Origin of the sequence: Halorubrum sp. FL23, assembly GCF_052439115.2 — an archaeon.
Lineage (GTDB): Archaea > Halobacteriota > Halobacteria > Halobacteriales > Haloferacaceae > Halorubrum > Halorubrum persicum.
In genome coordinates this window covers 1-18,380 of the sequence record NZ_JBQVRO020000001.1, presented here as the reverse complement: position 1 = coordinate 18,380, position 18,380 = coordinate 1, and the positions used below count along the sequence as shown (strand labels likewise).

Genomic DNA, 18,380 nt, shown 5'->3' with positions numbered 1-18,380 from the left:
CGTTCAGTAGTCGCCTTCCGCGACGTACTCTCTGACGTCTTCGGCCGGGACTTCGGTCGTCTCGGTGAAGCCGCCGGATTCGGCGGTGCTAATCGTGACGCTCCCGAAGACGTTGCCGTGCTCGGTGAAGTTGACGGGCGTCGCGGCGCCCTCGTAGGTGATCTCTGCGCCGTTGGCGAGCGCTTCCTTCCCCTCCGCGAAGGTGCTGACGACCGTCCCTTCGCCGCGGCTCACGGGACCGAGGTTGCGTTGGATCGCCTCGGGGCTCGCCTCGCCGGCGCGTTCGATCGCCAGCGCGGTCACCTGAACGGCGTCCCACGACGGGGGCGTCCAGCCGTTGATCTCCGCGTCGCCGTGCTCCGTGTAGACGCTCTCGAACGCGTCGTAGCTGGGGCCCGACCGACCGGGCGAGGCGACCCACGCGCCGTGGAGATCGCTCCCGACCTGGTCGATCACCGCCTGCTGTGCCAAGGTGTCCGAGAGGATCGGCTGACGGCCGTAGCCGCCGTCGGACCAGTCGCTGAGAGCCGTGATCGCCGACTCCTGTGGCATGCTGACGAGGAAGGCGTCGAAGTCGGCGTCGAAGAGCCGGCTGAGCGCCGACTGGTAGCTCGAGCTCCCCAGTTCGACTTCCACGCGCTCGGCGACGGTCCCCCCGTTCTCCTCGTAGACGGAGAGGAACCCCTCGACGTAGCTCCGCTCACCCTCGGTGTTCCCGTTGATGACCCCGAGCGTGTCGTACCCCTCTTCGAGCGCGTACACGGCGCTCCCGGCGGTGTGAACGGTGTCGCCGACGACGGTCCGCCACACCCACTCGTCGTCGCTCACGTCGCCGGCAGTTCCCTTGTCGCCGCCCCGGGTGTCGAGGAACGTCGAGCCCGGCCAGGGCGTGACGACCGGGGTCTGGAGGTCTTGGAGGAAATCCCACAGCGGGTTGATCTCACTCGAGAAGAGGCCGACGATCGCCGCGGCGTCGTCGTTTTCGACCAGCTGCGTCGCGACGGTCCGCGCCTCTTGCGGGTCGACGCCGGTGTCCCGGCGAACCAGTTCCAGCTCCGCGCCGAGCACGCCGCCCGCGTCGTTGATGTGGCTGACCGCGGCGTCGGCCGCCTGCGAGACGCCGGGCTGCAGGAAGTCGAACGAGCCGGTCAACGCTCCCGGCTGTCCGAACACGATCGTGTCCTGGCTCCCGCCGTCGCCGCCGTCGCTCCCGTCGTCGGTGCCGCTATCGCCCCCGCTTCCGTCTCCGCCGTCACCGCCATCTCCGCCGCCGCCGAAACCCACACAGCCAGACAGTCCGACAACGCCGCCGCCACCGGCGGCAGCCAAAAATGCACGACGATTCACACGGTCAGTAATATCGGATGACATTCCGATTCCGGATCCCGTACAGTACATAATAAACGGTGGGGTGACCATGGTCGGATGGGCGCGAGGAAGCGGCTGAATGGACACGAAACGGCCGCAAATTGTATGATTAAGTATGTTTTTAGAACAACAACTCTACAATTGGGCACTACGATCCGGCTCGTCGTTTCGCCCCGGTTCCGCGGAGTTCAAACGGCCGTCGGACACGGTCTCCTCGTCGCGTCGGCCGCCTGGCGCCGCGGCGCTGGCGTCGGTCGGGCTACAGCGACACCTCGGTGCCGTCGCCCGCCTCGACCGCCCGCCGGTAGACCGTTTCGCCCGCCGCGGCGTCCAGCGTCGCGGATCCGACGCTCGCGACGACCAGTATCCCGTCGTCCGATTCCCGAGCGTACCCGTCGGCGAGCGGGACACCGAGCTCGACCAGATCGTCGGCGTCGAGGTCGCTCGCGAGGAGGTCGCCGGTCTCGGCGACCTCCTCGGGCACGTCGGCGAACGCCTGCTCTGCGCGTTCGAAGACGCGGGGGTCGAGCTCCTGCATGTCCGCCGTGAACGCCCCGACGGCGACGACGAGGGTCCCCGCGCCGAGCGCGTCGGGCGGGAAGACGGGGTCGCTCGCGGTCGTCGCCGTCACGACCACGTCGGCCCCCTCGACGGCCTTCCGTGGCGTGTCGACCGCGCGCGCCGGGAGTCCCGCTTCGGTCAGGTCCGCCGCGCACGCCTCCCGCGAGTCGCTCGGCGAGTGGATCCGCACGTCCGAGAGCGTCGCGACGGTCGCGATCGCCCGGCTCTGCCAGCGCGCCTGTTCGCCCGCACCCACGACCCCGAGCGTGAGTCCCTCGCCGTTCGGCTCCGGGGCCAACGCCCGAACCGAAACGGCCCCGATACAGCCGGTTCGGGCGTTCGTGATCGTCGTCCCCGCCATGAACGCCTTCGGGAGCCCGGTCCGGGCCTCCGTGAGCACGATCTGCGCGTTGATCGTCGGGAGGTCTCGCGTCGCGTTTTCCTCGTGCACGCCGACGAGCTTCGTCGCGTAGTGGTCCGCGCCGTGGACGTACGCCGGCATCGCGATCCCGGTTCCGATCGGGTCGTCGCCGTCGAGGCCGGCGCCGACCGGGAAATGCGGTCGATGCGGCCGTTCGACCTCGCCGGCGGCCTGTTTGATCAACGCGTCGTCCACCACGTCGACGAGCCCCGCCAGATCGAGGGCTCGGTCGACCGCCTCCGCGGAGAGTACGAGCACCATATCTGGGCCTCGCCCGCCGGCGACTTAGCCTGATCGTCAGCCGGCCGCTCGGCGTGGCCCCCGGACCGGCGGTGTGCGTCCCCCGGTCCGACGGCGTGCGTCCCCAGACTAACGACGCGAGCGCCGCGGCGGCCGATCGGCGTTGTACGTTTATACCCGGGGAGCGATCGGGAGCTATGGACGCACTCGTCGTCGGCGGCGGAGTCGTCGGGCTCTCGACCGCGTACTCGTTGGCCGACCGCGGCGCGGACGTGACGCTCGCCGAGAAGGGCTCCCTCGGCGCCGGCAGCACCGCTCGCGCGGCCGGCGGGATCCGGTCGCAGTTCTCCTCGCGCGTGAACGTCGAGCTCTCGCTCGCCAGCAAGGAGGTGTGGAACTCCTTCGACGAGCGGTTCGGCGTGGACATCGGGCTCCGGAAGAACGGCTACCTGTTCCTCGCCCGGACGGCGGACGCCGCCGAGCAGTTCCGCCAAAACGTCGAGCTACAGCGCAACCTCGGCGCGGAGAGCGAGCTGCTCACGCCCGCGGAGGCGACGGAGCACTGTCCGGGCCTCGACCCGGAGCCGTTCGTCGCGGCGACGTACAACCCCGACGACGGGATCGCCGACCCGAACCTCGCCGTCCAGGGATACGCCGAGGCGGCCCGCGAGTCGGGCGTCGACATCCGGACGAAGACCGCCGTCACGGAGCTCCACCACGAGGGCGACCGCGTCGTCGGCGCGGACCTCCGAGCGGTCGGCACGGGATCGTCCGAGCCGTCCGAGCGGCGCGAGGTCGACTGCGTCGTCAACGTCGCGGGCGCGTGGGCCCCCGCGATCGCCGAGATGGCCGGCGTCGACCTCCCGATCGCGCCTCGGCGCCGGCAGATCGCCGTGGTCGACCCGACCCCGCCGGTCCCCGAGTCGGCCCCGCTGACGATCGACCTCGAAACCGGGTCGTACTTCCGCCCCGAGCGGGATGGAGTGGCGCTCGTCGGCGGCCACTTCGGCGACACCGACCCCGACCAGGACCCGGACGCCTACGACGAGGGGATGGACATCGCGTGGGCGGCGCGCGCCGTCGAGCGCGCCGCCGAGTACACCGCGTATTTCGGGCCCGACACGCGGATCAAGCGCGGCTGGGCCGGACTGTACGCGGTCACGCCCGATCACCACCCGATCGTCGAGGAGACGATTCCCGGCCTGGTGACCGTCGCCGGCTTCTCGGGCCACGGGTTCCAGCACGCGCCGGCCGCCGGGCGGATCGGCGCCGATCTCGCCGCCGACGGGGAGACGGATCTGCTCGACATCTCGCCGCTCTCGGGCGACCGGTTCGAACGCGGCGAGACGCACTCCGAGCACAGCGTCGCCTGAACGGTCGCGGGCCCGATCGAGCGGGGACGGGCCGAGCGTCTCGGCGGCGCGCTAGGCCTCGTCCGCCGCAGACACCCGGACCACCTGCTTGCCGATGTTGTCGCCGGCGAAGAGCCCGAGGAAGGCGTCGGGGGCGTTCTCCAACCCCTCGACGACCGTCTCCCGGTGTTGCAGCTCGCCGCTCGCGACCCAGCGCCCGAGCCGCTCGCTCGCCTCGCCGAACCGTGTCGCGAAGTCGCCGACGAGCAGCCCCTGGATTTTGGCTCGCACCGGGATCACCGCCGGGAGCTTCCGCGGCCCCGTCGGGACCGTCTCGTCGTTGTAGTGGGCGATCTGGCCGCAGACCGCGACCCGCGCGTCGAGGTTCAGTTTAGTGAACACGGCGTCCGTGATGGGGCCGCCGACGTTGTCGAAGTACACGTCTACGCCGTCGGGTGCGGCGTCGTCGAGCGCGTCGCGGTAGTCGTCGGCGGTCTTGTAGTTGATCGCGGCGTCGAAGCCCAACTCGTCGGTGAGCCACTCCGTCTTCTCGTCGCTGCCGGCGAAGCCGACGACGCGGCAGCCGTTGCGCTTCGCGATCTGGCCGACGACCGAGCCGACCGCGCCCGCGGCGCCCGAGACCACGACCGTGTCGCCGGGCTTCGGCTCGCCGACCTCCAGCAGGCCGAAGTAGGCCGTCCGGCCGGGCATCCCGAGCACGCCGAGATACGCCTCCGGATCGGCGACCGACGGATCGACCGGCGCGACGTCGTCGGCGTCGAGCGTCGCGTAGTCGGCCCATCGCCCCTCGCCCGTCACGAGGTCGCCTTCGGCGTAGGCGTCGCTCTCGCTCTCGACCACTTCGCCGACGACACCGCCTTTGAGCGCGTCGCCCACGTCCCACGGCTCCGCGTACGACTCGGCGTCGCGCATCCGACCGCGCATGTACGGATCGACCGAGAGATATCGCGTTCGGACGAGGAGTTCGCCCGGAGCGGGAGCGGGCACGTCCGTCTCCCGCAGTTCGAAGCTGTCCATGTCGGGTTCGCCGTCGGGGCGCTCGGCGAGTAGCCACTCGCGGTTGGTGTTCGTCACGGTCGCCGTTGTCGACTGCAACTCAATAGCGTTTGGACACCAGCAGCCGCCTCGGGAATCGCAAGCCGAAGCCGGAGTCTCGGGGGATTTCGGCGCCGCGGACCTCACTCCCCGTCCAGCGGAAACACCACCCGACCGTCGTCACGCCGGCTCTCGGTGTCGAACGCCGCGGAGCGCTCCGCGATGGTCTCGCTCACCCACTCGGCAACGTCGTCGTCCGCCATCGTCGCCGCCTCGTCGACGATCGCGGTCGGCTCGGCGATCAGCTCGTCGGGGTCGCCGTCGCGCACGACCAGTTCGAAGAGCGCGGTCCGCTTGTTGCGGACGCCTTGGCGGTCCTGATAGCTGATGTAGTCGTCGACGAAGTCCGCCGCGTCGTAGATGATCGGGCGCCCCTCGTACACCTCGACGCCCTGGAGGACGTGGGCGCTGTGTCCGTGGACCACGTCGACGCCCTGATCGACCAGCCAGCGACCGAACCGCTCGTGGACCGGTCGCGGCTCAGTCTCCCAGTTCGGCCCCCAATGAAGCGACGCGACGACGAGGTCCGGTTCGTGGTCGGCCGCCCGGTCGAGGATTCCCTCGACGAGCGAGCGCGTCGCGGGCCTCGCCGGATCGAGCGTCGCGAAGGCGGTCCCCGGCGCCGACTCCGAGGCCGCGAACTCCTCAGCCTGATCGGTGAGACCGAACGCCGCGACGGTCAGGCCGTCGGCCTCGAACGCGGCGGGTTCGAGCGCCGCGTCCCGATCCGTACCGGCGCCGGCGTGCGCGATTCCCGCGTCGGTCAGGTGGGAGCCGGTGTCCCGGAGCGCGGGTTCGCTGTAGTCGAGGATGTGGTTGTTCGCGAGCGAGACGAACGAGGCGCCCGCGGCCTCCAACGCCGGGACGGCGAAGGCGGGGTCGGCCCGGAAGTAGTACCCCTTATCCGGCCAGCGCGTCCCGCGATCGGAGATGCAACACTCCAGATTTCCGATCAGCCCGTCGAGCTCCTGCAATCGCGAGAGCGTCGACCCCCAGACCTTCTCCGGGTCGTCGTCGGTCCACCGCTCGTTGACGCTCCGGCCGAGCATCAGATCGCCGACGAAGCCGAGCCTCGTCTCGGCGCTCTCGTCCGTGTCGTCGGCGTCGACGCCGTCGTCGCCACTCGCGTCTGCGTCGCTGTCGGCCGTATCGGCGTCGTCGCCGCCCGATTCGGCGCTCCCGTCTCCTGCTGTTGGCGCCGAGCCGGTACATCCGGCGAGTCCGGTGACGCCAGCGATGCCCGATGCCAACAGAGTCCGGCGCGTCTGCATCGGCCACCCTTTCTTCGGGCGGCGATTTTAACCCACCGGAGCTGACGAGCACATCTGAAACAGCCAGTCGACAGAGAGTGCGATCTGAGCTGACAAGAACGACGGGTAACGATTGTGTCTCTTGTTAGCACAAACGGTGGCGATGCCGTGGTACAAGCGTCGGGGTTAAATCACTGAGTCACGTTCTTTAGATGATGTCTGAAACTGATACGGTAGACACAAGTGCGTCGTCACTTGCTGGTCGCCTTCTTTTTGGAAGTGGGCTTGCAGTACTGGCGCTTCGGAACTTCGAAGATATTGATGGTCGCATCGCGTACGCGGACGCCAAGGGTGTCCCGTTCGCAGAGAAGTCGGTTCCCGCAGCCAGTGCTCTCCTCCTCGGTGGCGGCCTCGGTATGGCGACTCGGAAGTTACCTAAGCTCTCGGCGGCCAGTGTCGCAGCGTTCTTCATTGGCGTCACTCCCGTGATGCACGATTTCTGGGCCGCCGACGATGAGGCGCGCGGTGAGGAACTGACCTCGTTTTTACAGAACCTCACGCTTCTTGGCGCAGCGATCGCATTCTTCCAGCGCGAAAGCCAGAACTAATGCCTGAACAGCGTTCTTGATGAGCGATCTGCACTGAGAAATTGCGGATTTGACACCCTCCTCGTGCTGAAGCAGAGGATTCCTACAGCACCGCACCGCTGAGGTGGGATCTTGTGAGTTATCTTTCGGCGAGGACAGGTCTGGCGTAGTCCGAGGACCAGCCGTCTAAAGACAATTGACATCCTCCCCGCGCTGAAGCGCGAGGATTCCCACGGCACCGCGCCGCTGAGTTGGGATATTGTGGTTTACGATGTGGCCTGTTCTTGAGGCGCGAATGCGCCAGTTTCCTTGTCAAACAGGAACGTCGATGGCTGTGCCAACCAGCCGTTACTCCTATTCACCGAGAGATTCGGTGAACTCGGAGATACTTTTTGTCGAATGTTCTCGGCTCCGTTCACGTCCGCGTTCGCCGTCGTTCCGCACTCGTCGCACACGTACAACCCACGCTCGACGCGGTTTGCATCGCACTTGCGACTACAGCACGAACACGATTTCGACGTATTGCGCTCAGACACCTCCTCGACGGTGATGTCTTCCATCTCGGCCTTGTAGGTGAGTAGCTCCGTGAAGCGGTCGAACGCCCACGAGTGAAGATCGAGGTTACCCTGCTTGCCCCAGTTCTTCGACTCACCGTCCTCGTCGTCCTTACGGATGCCAGAGAGGTCGCCTATCACTATCGTGCCGACATCTTCCTCAACACACCGCTCGACGATGTGTTTCGAGAGCGTGTGGAAGTAGTGCGTGCGCCGACTCGATTTCTTCTGATTCAGCCGTGTAGCCTGCTCAGAGTTTGAATCGTCACACCGCGCAAGCCGCTTGCTGAAGTAGTAGTCATCCTGCTTCAGACAGTTGAGCGGATACAGCTCGCTGTGACCGTTCTCGTAGGCGAGCGCGGCGAAGTTGTTGATCCCGAGATCAATGCCAACCGTCTTTTCGCCGGGCGACTCAGATACTTCAATTTCAACCTTACAGACGAAGTGGAGTTCCCACTCGTTGCCTGCCCACACTGCCTTCACTTGTTGGACGTTCTCCACGGTGGAGAGATCAACGTCGGGTCGCGTCTGGTATGTACAGAGGATGAAGTCCGCCCAATACTCTTTGAGGTTCGAGCCTTTGGAGAGTCGGACGCGGTTGTACTGGGTATCGAGTTTGAAGCCAGCGGCTTTGAACGTGACCGTGCTTCGCGGGTGTTCGTCGCCGTGTTTGCGGTAGCCGGGCGGGTTCGCTCTCGCATCTCCGTTACGTCGTTTACCGTACCAGCCGTTGAACGCCTCAGCGAGTTCTTGAAGGACTCGCTGACTTGACTGCGAATGCAGGTCATCGTAGCGTTCGTGGCTCTTGAGGTACGCGGTGAGTTCGTTGTGGTTTGGAATGTGACCGGTTTCGTCCCAAATCCGGCTGCACGTCCACCGCCCGACGTTCCAAAGTTTCGAGGCTGCGAACCCGAGGGCATCAAGATCGTCAGACACCCGAGACTGATTCCGAATGGAAGCAGTATAGGTGCGTGTGACGACCTGTTTTGCCATACGTAACCTATGACAGCAATCCTACTTAATAGTAACCATTCAGATGGTGTGGAATATCCAACCATGCCTTCGAGCGGTGGGCTGTGGAGGAGTTGTCGGATTCATCCCCGCGCTGAAGCGCGAGGCTTTCTCCTTGATTCTCCGTAAGACACCTGAGAGAACAAGCCCGACTGACCTACCAGCGAGCACCACTATCGGGCTGAGACAAGTGTAATTTCCGCTGACGACGCCACGGCTGGATTTCCCACCGATTCACCGCTAGTATTAATCCCTGCGACCAATAGTGTGTAACACAGATGAAGACCACACGGCACGCGACCTACAACCTCAACTACCACATAGTGTGGTTGCCGAAGTACCGCAACTCGGTACTCGTCAACGAGGTCGCAGACCGTGTGCGAACCATCCTCCACGAAATAGCCGACGACAAGGGCCTCGAAATACTCGACCTCACCGTTCAGCCCGATCACGTTCACCTATTCGCCAGTAGCCCGCCGAAGCACGCACCATCCCTTTTACCCAACTGGTTCAAAGGTATCAGTTCTCGGAAGTACAACCACCGCTACGCCGACCACGACGGCGAGAAAATCGGATGGGAGAGAGGCTATTACGCAGGAACAGCAGGGCACGTATCGAGCGAGACGGTCAAGAGCTACATCCAGCGCCACGAGGAGGACGAGTCGTGACCGAACTCACGAAGACGTTGGAACTGAAACTGGTCGCCCCGAACGCGCACAAACAGAGGAAACTTTGTGAGACGCGCGAGGCGTACCAGCAGGCGCTTCACGAGGCCTTCGACGCCCGATGTACCACACAGACCGAAGCGAACGACATTGTGGTCAACTACGACCTGGGTGGGTACGCGAAGAACGCACTCAAGAAGTACGTCCCGCAACTCACGACGACCTACAACGCGGGCGAACTTCACGACGATCACCCTGTTCGGTTCACCAACGACGGACTACGGCTCGACCACAAGTCCGAGAACGCGATTGAGTGGTACGTCAAAATCCCGCACCACGAGGGCTACCACCTCTGGATGCCAGCACAACCGAATCCCGACCAACGGGACTGGTTAGAAGCGTTGAACGCGGGAGATGCGGAAATGGGCGAGAGTCGGCTGTTCGAGCGGGACGGAACGTGGTTCCTCCACGTCACCGCCACCCGCGACGTGGAGGGAGGTTCCGAGGTGTCCGGCGAAGAACGGACACCCATCGGTGTCGATATTGGGGAAGCGTCACTCGCCACGGTGTGTCACCGTGACGACCGCGGTTCTCCGACCGCTCCTGAACTATGGGCCGACGAAGGGAAGTCGGTTCGTCAGCTCCGTAAGAGCTACTTTACCGCCACGAAACGGCTCCAGACGCGCGGAAGCGAACGTATCGCGGAGTCCTTCGGTGACGACCTGTGGAACCAGATAGACGATATATTCCATCGCGTCACCCGCGACGTCGTGGAGTACGCCGAGTCCGTCGAGGATCCCGTTCTCGTTCTAGAAGACCTGACGTACATCCGGGAGTCGATGGACTACGGCGTGTATATGAACCGCCGTCTCCACGGCTGGGGGTTCGCCAAACTCCACGCGCAGATACGCTACAAGGCCGTCGAAAAAGGGATTCCTGTCGAGACGGTGAATCCGCGCAACACCCCGAAGGAGTGCCACGCGTGCGGTGAGGTAGGGTATCGTCCACGACAGGCGACGTTCAAATGCACGAACGACACGTGTTGGATGGGGGAGTACCAAGCGGACGTGAACGGCGCGATAAACATCGCAGACCGCTACCTCAGAGGAGAGAGTCGGTCCAGAGAATACGAGACCGACGATGACTCGGCTGAGGATGGGGCGCGTTTGACCGCGCCACAAGACAGCCAAGCCGATGCTGAGACCCAGCAGGCGACGCGTGGAACGTATGCGTCTTGAAACCGTAGGGTTGGGCGAACGCTCAGCCTGAAATCCCGTGGTGGGATTCCCGCGTCTTCAGGCGCGGGAGGTGGTCAAGTCCGTAGGATGCCTACCAGCTCCCCGCTCGACTGCTGCATTTCGGATCTGCAGTCAGTACTCGATCGCCGCGGAGTACCGGTTCAACACGAGCACCGCCGCCGCACCGACCGCGGCCGCGAGCGCGAATCTGGGGGCCGCCGCCGCCCACGTCTCACCGCTCTCGGCCAGTCGGATCGACACCTCGACGACGGGCGCCCGGAGCGCGCCGACGATCAGGCTGACGAGGAAAGCGAGGGTCGCGGCGCGAGCGCGTGCGAGCGCGTACTTCACGGCGTGTGCGATCGTGAACACGCCGACGACGCCGCCCCCCAGGAACGCTACGACCGTCGGCAGCGTCTCGACGAGCGCGTCGAACCCGTTCCCCAGCGCGAACGCCACGACTCCGTCGATCGCCCGGCTTACCGTCCCCGACATGTACTCGTACTGGCCGAGGACGACGAGCAGCAGCGAGCCGGAGACGCCCGGGAGGATCATCGCGCTGACCGCGACCGCGCCGGCGACGAACACGACCGGCAGCGAGCTTTCGAGCGCGGTCGAGGCGTACCCCGACGCGAGGAAGGCGACGAAGAATCCACTGAGTGCGGCCGCCTTTCGGCGGGGTGTGTTGAGCTCGACATCGCCCAGCAAGACCGCCGCGCTCGCGGCGATCAGCCCGAAGAAGAAGCCATACGTGGCGACCGGTTGTGTCGTGAGCAGGTAGTTAACTGCGCTCAGGACGGTGATGACCGCCGTGGCGATTCCGGCTCCGAGTACGACCAGAAAGGCGCCGTCGATCTCGTGAAACGCCGCGCGCGCGTCAGGGATATTGGCTGGTCGGACGCCCGCGAGCACGCGCCGAATCCGCGACGGATCGATCGCGGTGACCGCCGCGATCAGTCGCTCGTAGATGCCGACGATCAGCGCAATGGTGCCGCCGGAGACACCGGGGACAGCATCGGCACTGCCCATCGCAATGCCTTTGAGATACAACACTGCCCAGTTCCGGCGATCACTCATCTGTTGAGTCGTGCCGAACGCGATCAGACGACGAGATACTCCGCTGGTTCATTCGGAATACATAAAATGGGTGGTCACCCGATGGGTGGACCAGTGTTACGTCGCGGCGAGCGTGGGAGCGAGGGACGCGTCGACGGCACGCGCGTCGGCCACCGTCACTGCGGTCGTTGTGTTCGTGTCGTCGGTGGTCTCATCGCCACTGGTACCGTCTGTGGTGTCGTTGCTACTGTCATCGCTGCCGTCTGCTCCGTCGCTGCCGTCGCTTCCGTCACCAAGCGTCGTCTCTTCGAGTTCGACCGTGGCGGCCGCGTCGTCAGCGCCGACGACCTGTGCTTCGGTCACGTTCACCGTGCCCGTGAGTGCGCTCGCGGTGCCGTTCTCGATCGACAGGCCGGTTGAGAGCTGGTACGGTCCAGTCGCACGAACGCTCGTGTTCGTGTACCCGTTTTCGGGGCCGAACTCGTCGTAACCCGTCGTCGAGTACGGCACCGTCAACTCGAAATTCCCGTTGGAGTCAGCCTCGGTATACTGCGTGTAGGTGAACGTCTGGCCGGACGACTTGGCCATCTCGACGGTCGCTCTCACTTCTTGATCGGGCTCTGCGCCCGAGCCTTCGATCGTCGCGCCGGGGACGCGTTCGAACGTCTTCACCCAGTCATCTTGGAACGCTTGCAGCGCGCTCTCGCCGAGAACCTCTTGGAAGTTAATTCCGAGCTGCTGGAGCACGCGCACCTGTAGCGCCGAGGGTGACTGCCCACGCGACTGACTGGCGTGGACGAGCCGGTGGTGTTCGAGTGCTGCGACGCGTTCAGAGGGCAGACTGCCGATCCCGCCCACCTGTGCGCTCCCGTCTTCTTCGACGAACGTGCGGGCTTCCTCCATCGTGTCGAACTGGCGCACCACTGCGGAGGTGTTTCTCGGGGCCACGCTGATATCGATCTGCTCACCGTTTGCGGCCTGAGCGGCCTGCTGGTTCCAGTCAACAACGACGGGGCGGGGTTCGACGGCGCTGCCGTGATGTTCATACAGGCGGATCATCTGACTCTCGTGATACCGCTGCGTGTTCACCTGCAGCAGCGTCCGGAACCCGCCCTGCTCGGTCTGCTGGTAGAGCACGCGGTTGAAATCACTTCTCGTCACGTTACCATCGTAGAACGTGACCGGAGCGTTGAACTTGGAGTTCGGCGAGGCCATCTGCCGGTCGACCATTACGTACCGGGTATTCTCGCCTTCTGTGCTCTGGCTTGCGAGGACTTCACGGGACTGTTCCTCGCTTGGTGCGAGCAGATAGTCGGCCGCGTCGCCCGCGTTCTGTTGGAACGGGTTCGCGTTCGGGATGCGCTCGGCGCGCGTGGTGATCCAGTGACCGTAGTCCCACCACGACTGCACGCCATACGCGCCTTCCGGGTATTCGAAGTCGCCGTCAGCCGGCCGCTCATAGGTGCCGTACAGCTCCATCGGGTTGTCCGCGCCTTCCAGTTCGCCCGGTGTGGGCGTCTCGTCGTTCATCCACTGGAGGCTGCTATCCCACTGCGTGACGCTGCCGGGTCCGGTGTTCGCGCCGGCGGCCCAGACGGGAGTAGCCATCGCAACCAGCGGGACGATCAAGACGACGACGAGTACGATCGCACCCATCGCCTGCCACCCCTCGACGTTGCGGATATCGTTGATCGACCGAAGACTGATCGCGTTGAGTCCGACCTGTAGGAAGTACGCCGCGCCGACCGCGACGATCACTGCGAGGTAGTAGTTGAATCGCGTCTGTGTGAATGCGGCACTCCCAATGAACGCCGCCCACACGACGAAGTAGAGCTCTTCGGTGTCGTATTCGACGAGGAACGTCGCGCCGACGAGGAAGACGGCTGCGATGACGAGCCCGACTACCTGCCAGCTCACACCGACGACGCCGCCAACTGTGTCGTACAGTTGGGGAACGGCGTAGACGGTACCAACCACGGCGAGTGCGGTCGGGATGTAGAGGGTGTGATTGATGTTCTTGGAACGGTAGAGGGGACGGGCGATGATTATGAGGACGGCAGCGAGAGCGAGGAAGAACGCGAGGCCGTATTGGGAGAGCACGAAGTCAGCGAAGGTGTTGTTCTGGAGCGGAGGCTGCCCTTCACCAATTGTCTGGAACGTGGCACGGGCGCTGAAGCCGACGAAGTTCAGGAGATTACTGGTGAGTGTCCGCCAGAGCGACGGGAGTGCGAGCCAGATGACTCCCGCAGATGCGAGGATGAGGCCGCCGACAGCTGGGGGGTAGGTCGGTGTTTCGAGATTGCGACCTTCCCACTGGCGAGCGAGCCACGCGAGAAAGACTGCGCCGACAGCGACACCGAGCGGCAGGACGACCTGCGTGAGCGAGTAGCTGGTAATGCCAAACGAGAAGTTATCAAGCGGGATCACTTGCATGAGCCCGGCCACACCCATCGACACTGCACCGGCAAATGCGATCGGTTCAGGAGACGTGTCGTGGTACACGTCGCTGGTGATTTTCACAGCAAGGAAGACGCCAGTGAACCCAACCATGAGGACGCCAGGCTGCCACGTCCACATGTAGAGACCGAGTGCAACACCCGCGGCTGCAGCGTACGCAGCCGGCCGCTTGAGTGTCTCCCAGTCACGATCAACGACGAGTTCCCACACAGGTGCCTCCCGTTCGGCGACCGCGATGGCGACGAGGAATGCGAGAACGGCGAGACTCTGGAACAGAACTTCAGCCGCGCTGTGATCGGGGAAGCCGACGAGACTGTAGCTGAAGAACGTGCCCGGGAGGAGCGCAAGAACCACAACCGCCGCGACCGCGGCAAACCGCTCGACGAACCGACGCGCGATGAAGTAGGTCGGAATCGCGACGAGCGTGCCGGCGATGGGTGCCATGATGAGCATCACTTCTTCGGTGCTGCCCATGATCGGGCGGGCGATCCAGACGCTGACGGCCATGATGTGGTCCCACAGCGTGCCGAACTGGCCGGCCGACCGGCCGACTGGGAAACCGGTCCACACGTCGAACGGAAGGGTGTTCGGCCAGTTTTCAAGCAGATAACTTGTCTCCCGGAAGTGGTACCACGCGTCGTTACCGCGGAAGTACACCTCACCGTTTCGGATGAAGTTCCCGTACGATTGAAGTCGCGTCCATAACATGAACACCACGGCCGCCAAAAGCAGCGGGACGTGGTACCACCGTTGGAGGATGTCAAGGGGCGATCCGTTGTCCCCTTTGGCGGTGCTAGTTTGCTGGCTCATTACACGATGTCACTCGCAAAACCTCCATAAGGCTTGTTATATACTGCCCAGAATTGGGTTCAGAATCCTTATTGATCCGGGCGAGAAACCCGGCGCTAATGAAGGTCTCCGTTGTCGTCTGTACCTATACGATGGACCGCTATGACGTCTTCACGGAGGCCGTCGAAAGCGCACTTGCACAGACGTATGACCCGATCGAGGTCGTGCTCGTGATCGACGGCAATCCTCAGGTGTACGAACGTACGGTTGACGACTACGGTAATCGTGAAAATGTCGTGATTTCTGATAACGGTGAGAATCAAGGCATCTCCTACAGCCGGACGCGAGGTGCGGAGCTGGCGTCCGGAGAGATTGTAGCGTTCATCGACGACGACGGGGTGGCTGAAGCCGACTGGATCACAAACCTTGTCGAGGTCTATGAGGAGACAGACGCGATCGCGGTCGGCGGCGATGTGCGCCCGAACTGGCAGGGCGAGCGGCCGGACTTCTTCCCGGAGGAGTTCTACTGGCTCGTCGGCTGCGTCGAACCGGACTTCGCCGAGGACGGCGAGGAGGTCCGGAATACGTACGGATCGAACATCTCGTACAGGCGAGAGGCGTTTCTAGAAGTCGGCGGCTACGACCCGAACACGGGTCGGAAGGGCGACAAGCATCTGCAGGCGCACGAAGCTCCCGTGGGAATTCGGCTGCTGGAGGAATTCGGACAGGGGATGGTGTACACCGAGGACGCTGTCGTGCACCACACGCTGTTCGAGTACCGCGGGGAGTTCCGGTGGCTGCTGTTCCGGTCGTTCTGGCAGGGGTACTCCAAGCGCGTGATGGATCTGCTGTACCCGGACGCACCCGACGCGAAAGGCGATTACCTCAAGTGGTTGCTGACCGATCGGATGCCCAGACGGGTAGAGGGACTGATTAGGTCGCCGTCAGCGGCCGCGCTGACACAGCTCGGGGCGGTTGGAGCGTTTACTGTAGCTGTCGGGTTGGGTTATCTGTACGCCATGGCGACGCCCGATTTGGTGGAGAAGGCGAATCAGTAGCTAACTCGCGAGACGTTGTGGAGTATCTTCGATCAGCGATACCCGAGGTCACGGAGATGTTCTGTAACGTCGGTTTCGACAGAGTCGGATTCAAGTTCGATATCGGGCTCTCGCGTGTGTTCGTCTTTTGCGGTGGTCTCAACCCACGGGACCTTTCGAACTACCGGATGAGGGAATCCCTCAGGATGTCCATACGCTTTCCACTCGCCGAAGGCTTCGCCATGATCAGACGTGATGACGACCTTTTCGGCGTCGATATTCTCTAAGAGCTCCTCGACATCGTCAAGTACCCACCGGAGCGTCTCCTTGTACGCGTCGTAGACTTCGTCGCGTGACGAATCTCCCTGTTCAAGGAGTTCATATCCCCGAAGTTCAGTTTCAGTCGGAGCACGCCCTTCACGATACGCAGCTCCAACATACGGAAGGTGCGGTTGCGTGTAATGAGTGATAATTCGATCCGCATTACCGTGCCGCCCTGCTTCGATCGTGTAGTCGGTCATCGGTCTAGGAAGCACCGACCCGTATGTCTCGTCGTGGTTCATCTTCCAGACCTCGATATGAGATTCGAGTATGCTTTCATCCACGACCGACCACGAAGAGAGATCGATAGGTGTCGTGTTGTTTGCTGGTGGGCGACTGCCCTTTGCCAAGACACTGCCACTAAATCCATTTCCTGAGATGTATGTGGTGTCTGCTATCTCTTCGCGCCAAGTGTTTGTGAAAGTGTTTGCCATCCACTCGGCGGACTGACTGCCGACTGACCAGGTACTATCGACACTCTCAATAAAATCATACTCTTCGGCGACTTCGCACAGATTATCTACGCGGCACGCATCAAGGATGACGAGCAGATCCCAGTCAGTCTCGTAGACATTCCGTCCGAATGGCCACCGAGAGGTAACGGCGTACCAAAGCGTGAGATAGAGCGTGAACACAAAGTACAATGGCGCTCGTTTCGGATGCTCGCGGATGTGCTCACGGATCTCCGTGAACCACTCGCGAAAATTCGTCTCCATCACACGCTGGTAGTGAACAGCCTATCAAGAAGGCCGTGGTATCTGTGTCGTTGTTTCGATTCAGAGATAGCCGAGTTCTTCCAGCTGAGACTCTACTGCACCATTGACATCTGTTGTCTCGTTATCGGTATTCACATCATCGATATTTGTCGTGAATGGTGCCTTGGCGTCTGCTGGGACGAGTTCAAAGTCGCTCCCCTGCTTGAGTACGTACTCACCGTTCATACGCTCGTAGTGTTGTGCTTCGCCGTGAGAGTCCCAGACGTATTTGTCACAACCGTCGTTTATGTAGGCACACCGTGACACCCGGTTCCAGTAGTCGAAGTCCTTGTGATTGGTTGGCGGATGCGCCACGCCGAGGCCAGCGACTTCTACGGCGATCGGGGACTCTTTTTCGAACTCGGTCTCAGTAGCGATCGCGGTAACTAGTTTTCCGAGGTCAAGGTGTGAGATTGGAGCAGATTCATCCAGTGATAGGTCAGCATTGACAACTTCGAGCGGAACGTGTACCAGCGCCTCCGACATATCCGGTGTGACGTGACCGAAGCGCCGCTCGTCGGTTGTCTCGCCGAGTTGTTCACCGTGGTCCGCCGTGATAATGACAGCTGTATCATCATCCAAGCGTTCACAGAATTCGGCAACCTGCCGAGTAGTGTATTCGACAGCAGCAGCGTAGAGGTCGCGGTAAGCCGCAATATCTAATTTGTGTTGGTCGAACGTCTGGTCCATGTTCATCGACAAGGCATTGATGTCTGGGCTGCTATTGCGGTGATCGTCCGCTATTAGCGACTGGTCGTATCCATGGACATTCGTTAATGGACCGTGTGCGTCCATAATATTCACGAACACGAAGGTCGGTTGTTCGGACTCGTTCAGCACGTGGCGTGTCCGAGACAGAATTTGCTTGCATCCATCATCGAATGGCTTCGGAAGGGGAAGTTTCTGGAACAGTTTCTCAGTTTGTGACGTAATGCCATTACCGAGGCTCTTCAGAGGGTGGCTGTGCTGTGCACACGACGCTAGGAATTCTAGGTAGCGCGTCCAGCCATCTGTTGAGGATTCGTGCCAAAATTTCGATGGCGACAATCCCTCAGCGTAAGGCATCGAGGGTTCCACGTGATAGAATTCATCGAAGAGCTCGTCAAATCCGAATATCGGACTTACGTACGGGTTCGCACTTACGCCGACACACTGGAAGCCGTCCAGATTAGAAAGGAACGTATCCTCGGGGCCTAGTTTACCAAATGATGGAGTGGCAGAATGAAATCCGTGCTGATGTGGTAGTATCTCTGTGAACATGCTCGCATGGCTCGGGACGCTCCAAGTACTTGCAGTACGACACTCCTCAAAAGAATGGTCTACAAGAGCATCAAGATCATCGGCATGTTGCTTGAAGTAGTCGTATCGGACCGTATCAAGACAGAGGAGCACGACATCTCGGGTCATAGGGCAGTTACTACAAAAAGGAAAAAGAAACCCAGGTATATTATTTACTCGAAGATATTGACGCCCGTATTTCAGGTCTTGTTTCTATTATTAGATTCAATCCGAGCACATAAAAATGGGTCGCGTCGCAAGATCATTTAGAACCAAGCCAACACTCGACGCAACGAAGTAGCAGTTGATACGTCAGAGGAAGGG

Annotated in this window: 14 protein-coding genes; 5 read left to right on the top strand and 9 right to left on the bottom strand. The window is 62.5% G+C overall.

From position 1 onward, the window contains the following. Positions 1 to 3: 3 nt before the first annotated feature. Positions 4 to 1,284, bottom strand: coding sequence for an ABC transporter substrate-binding protein (locus ACT4MF_RS00070; RefSeq protein WP_444681386.1), 1,281 nt, complete (start codon positions 1,282 to 1,284; stop codon positions 4 to 6). Between the two features lie 343 nt (positions 1,285 to 1,627). Then, positions 1,628 to 2,611 carry an ornithine cyclodeaminase family protein gene (locus ACT4MF_RS00065; RefSeq protein WP_444681385.1) on the bottom strand — a complete coding sequence of 328 codons (984 nt, stop codon included), beginning with the start codon at positions 2,609 to 2,611 and terminating at the stop codon, positions 1,628 to 1,630. Positions 2,612 to 2,787: 176 nt separating this feature from the next. Between ACT4MF_RS00065 and ACT4MF_RS00060 the strand changes: the two genes are divergently transcribed. Continuing rightward, positions 2,788 to 3,963 carry an NAD(P)/FAD-dependent oxidoreductase gene (locus tag ACT4MF_RS00060; RefSeq protein WP_444681384.1) on the top strand — a complete coding sequence of 392 codons (1,176 nt, stop codon included), beginning with the start codon at positions 2,788 to 2,790 and terminating at the stop codon, positions 3,961 to 3,963. Between the two features lie 51 nt (positions 3,964 to 4,014). Here the strand turns inward: ACT4MF_RS00060 and ACT4MF_RS00055 are convergent, their stop codons facing one another. Next, on the bottom strand, positions 4,015 to 5,037 hold the full coding sequence (locus ACT4MF_RS00055; protein ID WP_444681383.1) for an NADP-dependent oxidoreductase: 1,023 nt from the start codon (positions 5,035 to 5,037) through the stop codon (positions 4,015 to 4,017). Positions 5,038 to 5,141: 104 nt separating this feature from the next. After that, a complete protein-coding gene (locus ACT4MF_RS00050) occupies positions 5,142 to 6,329 on the bottom strand; it encodes a CapA family protein (protein WP_444681382.1) in 1,188 nt (395 codons plus the stop codon). 194 nt (positions 6,330 to 6,523) lie between these two features. Here ACT4MF_RS00050 and ACT4MF_RS00045 point away from each other — a divergent pair, with 194 nt between their 5' ends. Continuing rightward, positions 6,524 to 6,916 (top strand): DoxX family membrane protein, encoded by a 393-nt coding sequence (locus tag ACT4MF_RS00045; RefSeq protein ID WP_444681381.1) that lies wholly within the window; start codon positions 6,524 to 6,526, stop codon positions 6,914 to 6,916. Between the two features lie 245 nt (positions 6,917 to 7,161). Here the strand turns inward: ACT4MF_RS00045 and ACT4MF_RS00040 are convergent, their stop codons facing one another. Beyond that, the gene (locus ACT4MF_RS00040) at positions 7,162 to 8,442 is read right to left on the bottom strand and encodes an RNA-guided endonuclease InsQ/TnpB family protein (protein WP_444681380.1); all 1,281 of its coding nucleotides are present in this window, start codon (positions 8,440 to 8,442) and stop codon (positions 7,162 to 7,164) included. 296 nt (positions 8,443 to 8,738) lie between these two features. Here ACT4MF_RS00040 and tnpA point away from each other — a divergent pair, with 296 nt between their 5' ends. Both tnpA and ACT4MF_RS00030 read left to right on the top strand, forming a co-directional pair. Next, the gene (tnpA, locus tag ACT4MF_RS00035) at positions 8,739 to 9,128 is read left to right on the top strand and encodes an IS200/IS605 family transposase (protein WP_444681379.1); all 390 of its coding nucleotides are present in this window, start codon (positions 8,739 to 8,741) and stop codon (positions 9,126 to 9,128) included. Continuing rightward, on the top strand, positions 9,125 to 10,363 hold the full coding sequence (locus ACT4MF_RS00030) for an RNA-guided endonuclease InsQ/TnpB family protein (RefSeq protein WP_444681378.1): 1,239 nt from the start codon (positions 9,125 to 9,127) through the stop codon (positions 10,361 to 10,363). The genes tnpA and ACT4MF_RS00030 overlap by 4 nt, the downstream gene beginning before the upstream one ends. Positions 10,364 to 10,495: 132 nt before the next feature. Here the strand turns inward: ACT4MF_RS00030 and ACT4MF_RS00025 are convergent, their stop codons facing one another. After that, complete coding sequence (locus ACT4MF_RS00025; RefSeq protein WP_444681377.1) at positions 10,496 to 11,440, bottom strand: DUF368 domain-containing protein; 945 nt, start codon at positions 11,438 to 11,440, stop codon at positions 10,496 to 10,498. 96 nt (positions 11,441 to 11,536) lie between these two features. Continuing rightward, positions 11,537 to 14,686, bottom strand: coding sequence for an oligosaccharyl transferase, archaeosortase A system-associated (locus tag ACT4MF_RS00020; RefSeq protein ID WP_444681376.1), 3,150 nt, complete (start codon positions 14,684 to 14,686; stop codon positions 11,537 to 11,539). Positions 14,687 to 14,784: 98 nt separating this feature from the next. Here ACT4MF_RS00020 and aglG point away from each other — a divergent pair, with 98 nt between their 5' ends. After that, positions 14,785 to 15,723, top strand: coding sequence for a glucosyl-dolichyl phosphate glucuronosyltransferase (aglG, locus tag ACT4MF_RS00015; protein WP_444681573.1), 939 nt, complete (start codon positions 14,785 to 14,787; stop codon positions 15,721 to 15,723). A gap of 32 nt (positions 15,724 to 15,755) precedes the next feature. Here the strand turns inward: aglG and ACT4MF_RS00010 are convergent, their stop codons facing one another. Both ACT4MF_RS00010 and ACT4MF_RS00005 read right to left on the bottom strand, forming a co-directional pair. Continuing rightward, positions 15,756 to 16,739 (bottom strand): alkaline phosphatase family protein, encoded by a 984-nt coding sequence (locus tag ACT4MF_RS00010; protein WP_444681572.1) that lies wholly within the window; start codon positions 16,737 to 16,739, stop codon positions 15,756 to 15,758. A gap of 60 nt (positions 16,740 to 16,799) precedes the next feature. Beyond that, positions 16,800 to 18,185: a sulfatase-like hydrolase/transferase gene (locus ACT4MF_RS00005; RefSeq protein WP_444681375.1), complete on the bottom strand. Its 1,386-nt coding sequence runs from the start codon at positions 18,183 to 18,185 to the stop codon at positions 16,800 to 16,802. Positions 18,186 to 18,380 lie beyond the last annotated feature (195 nt).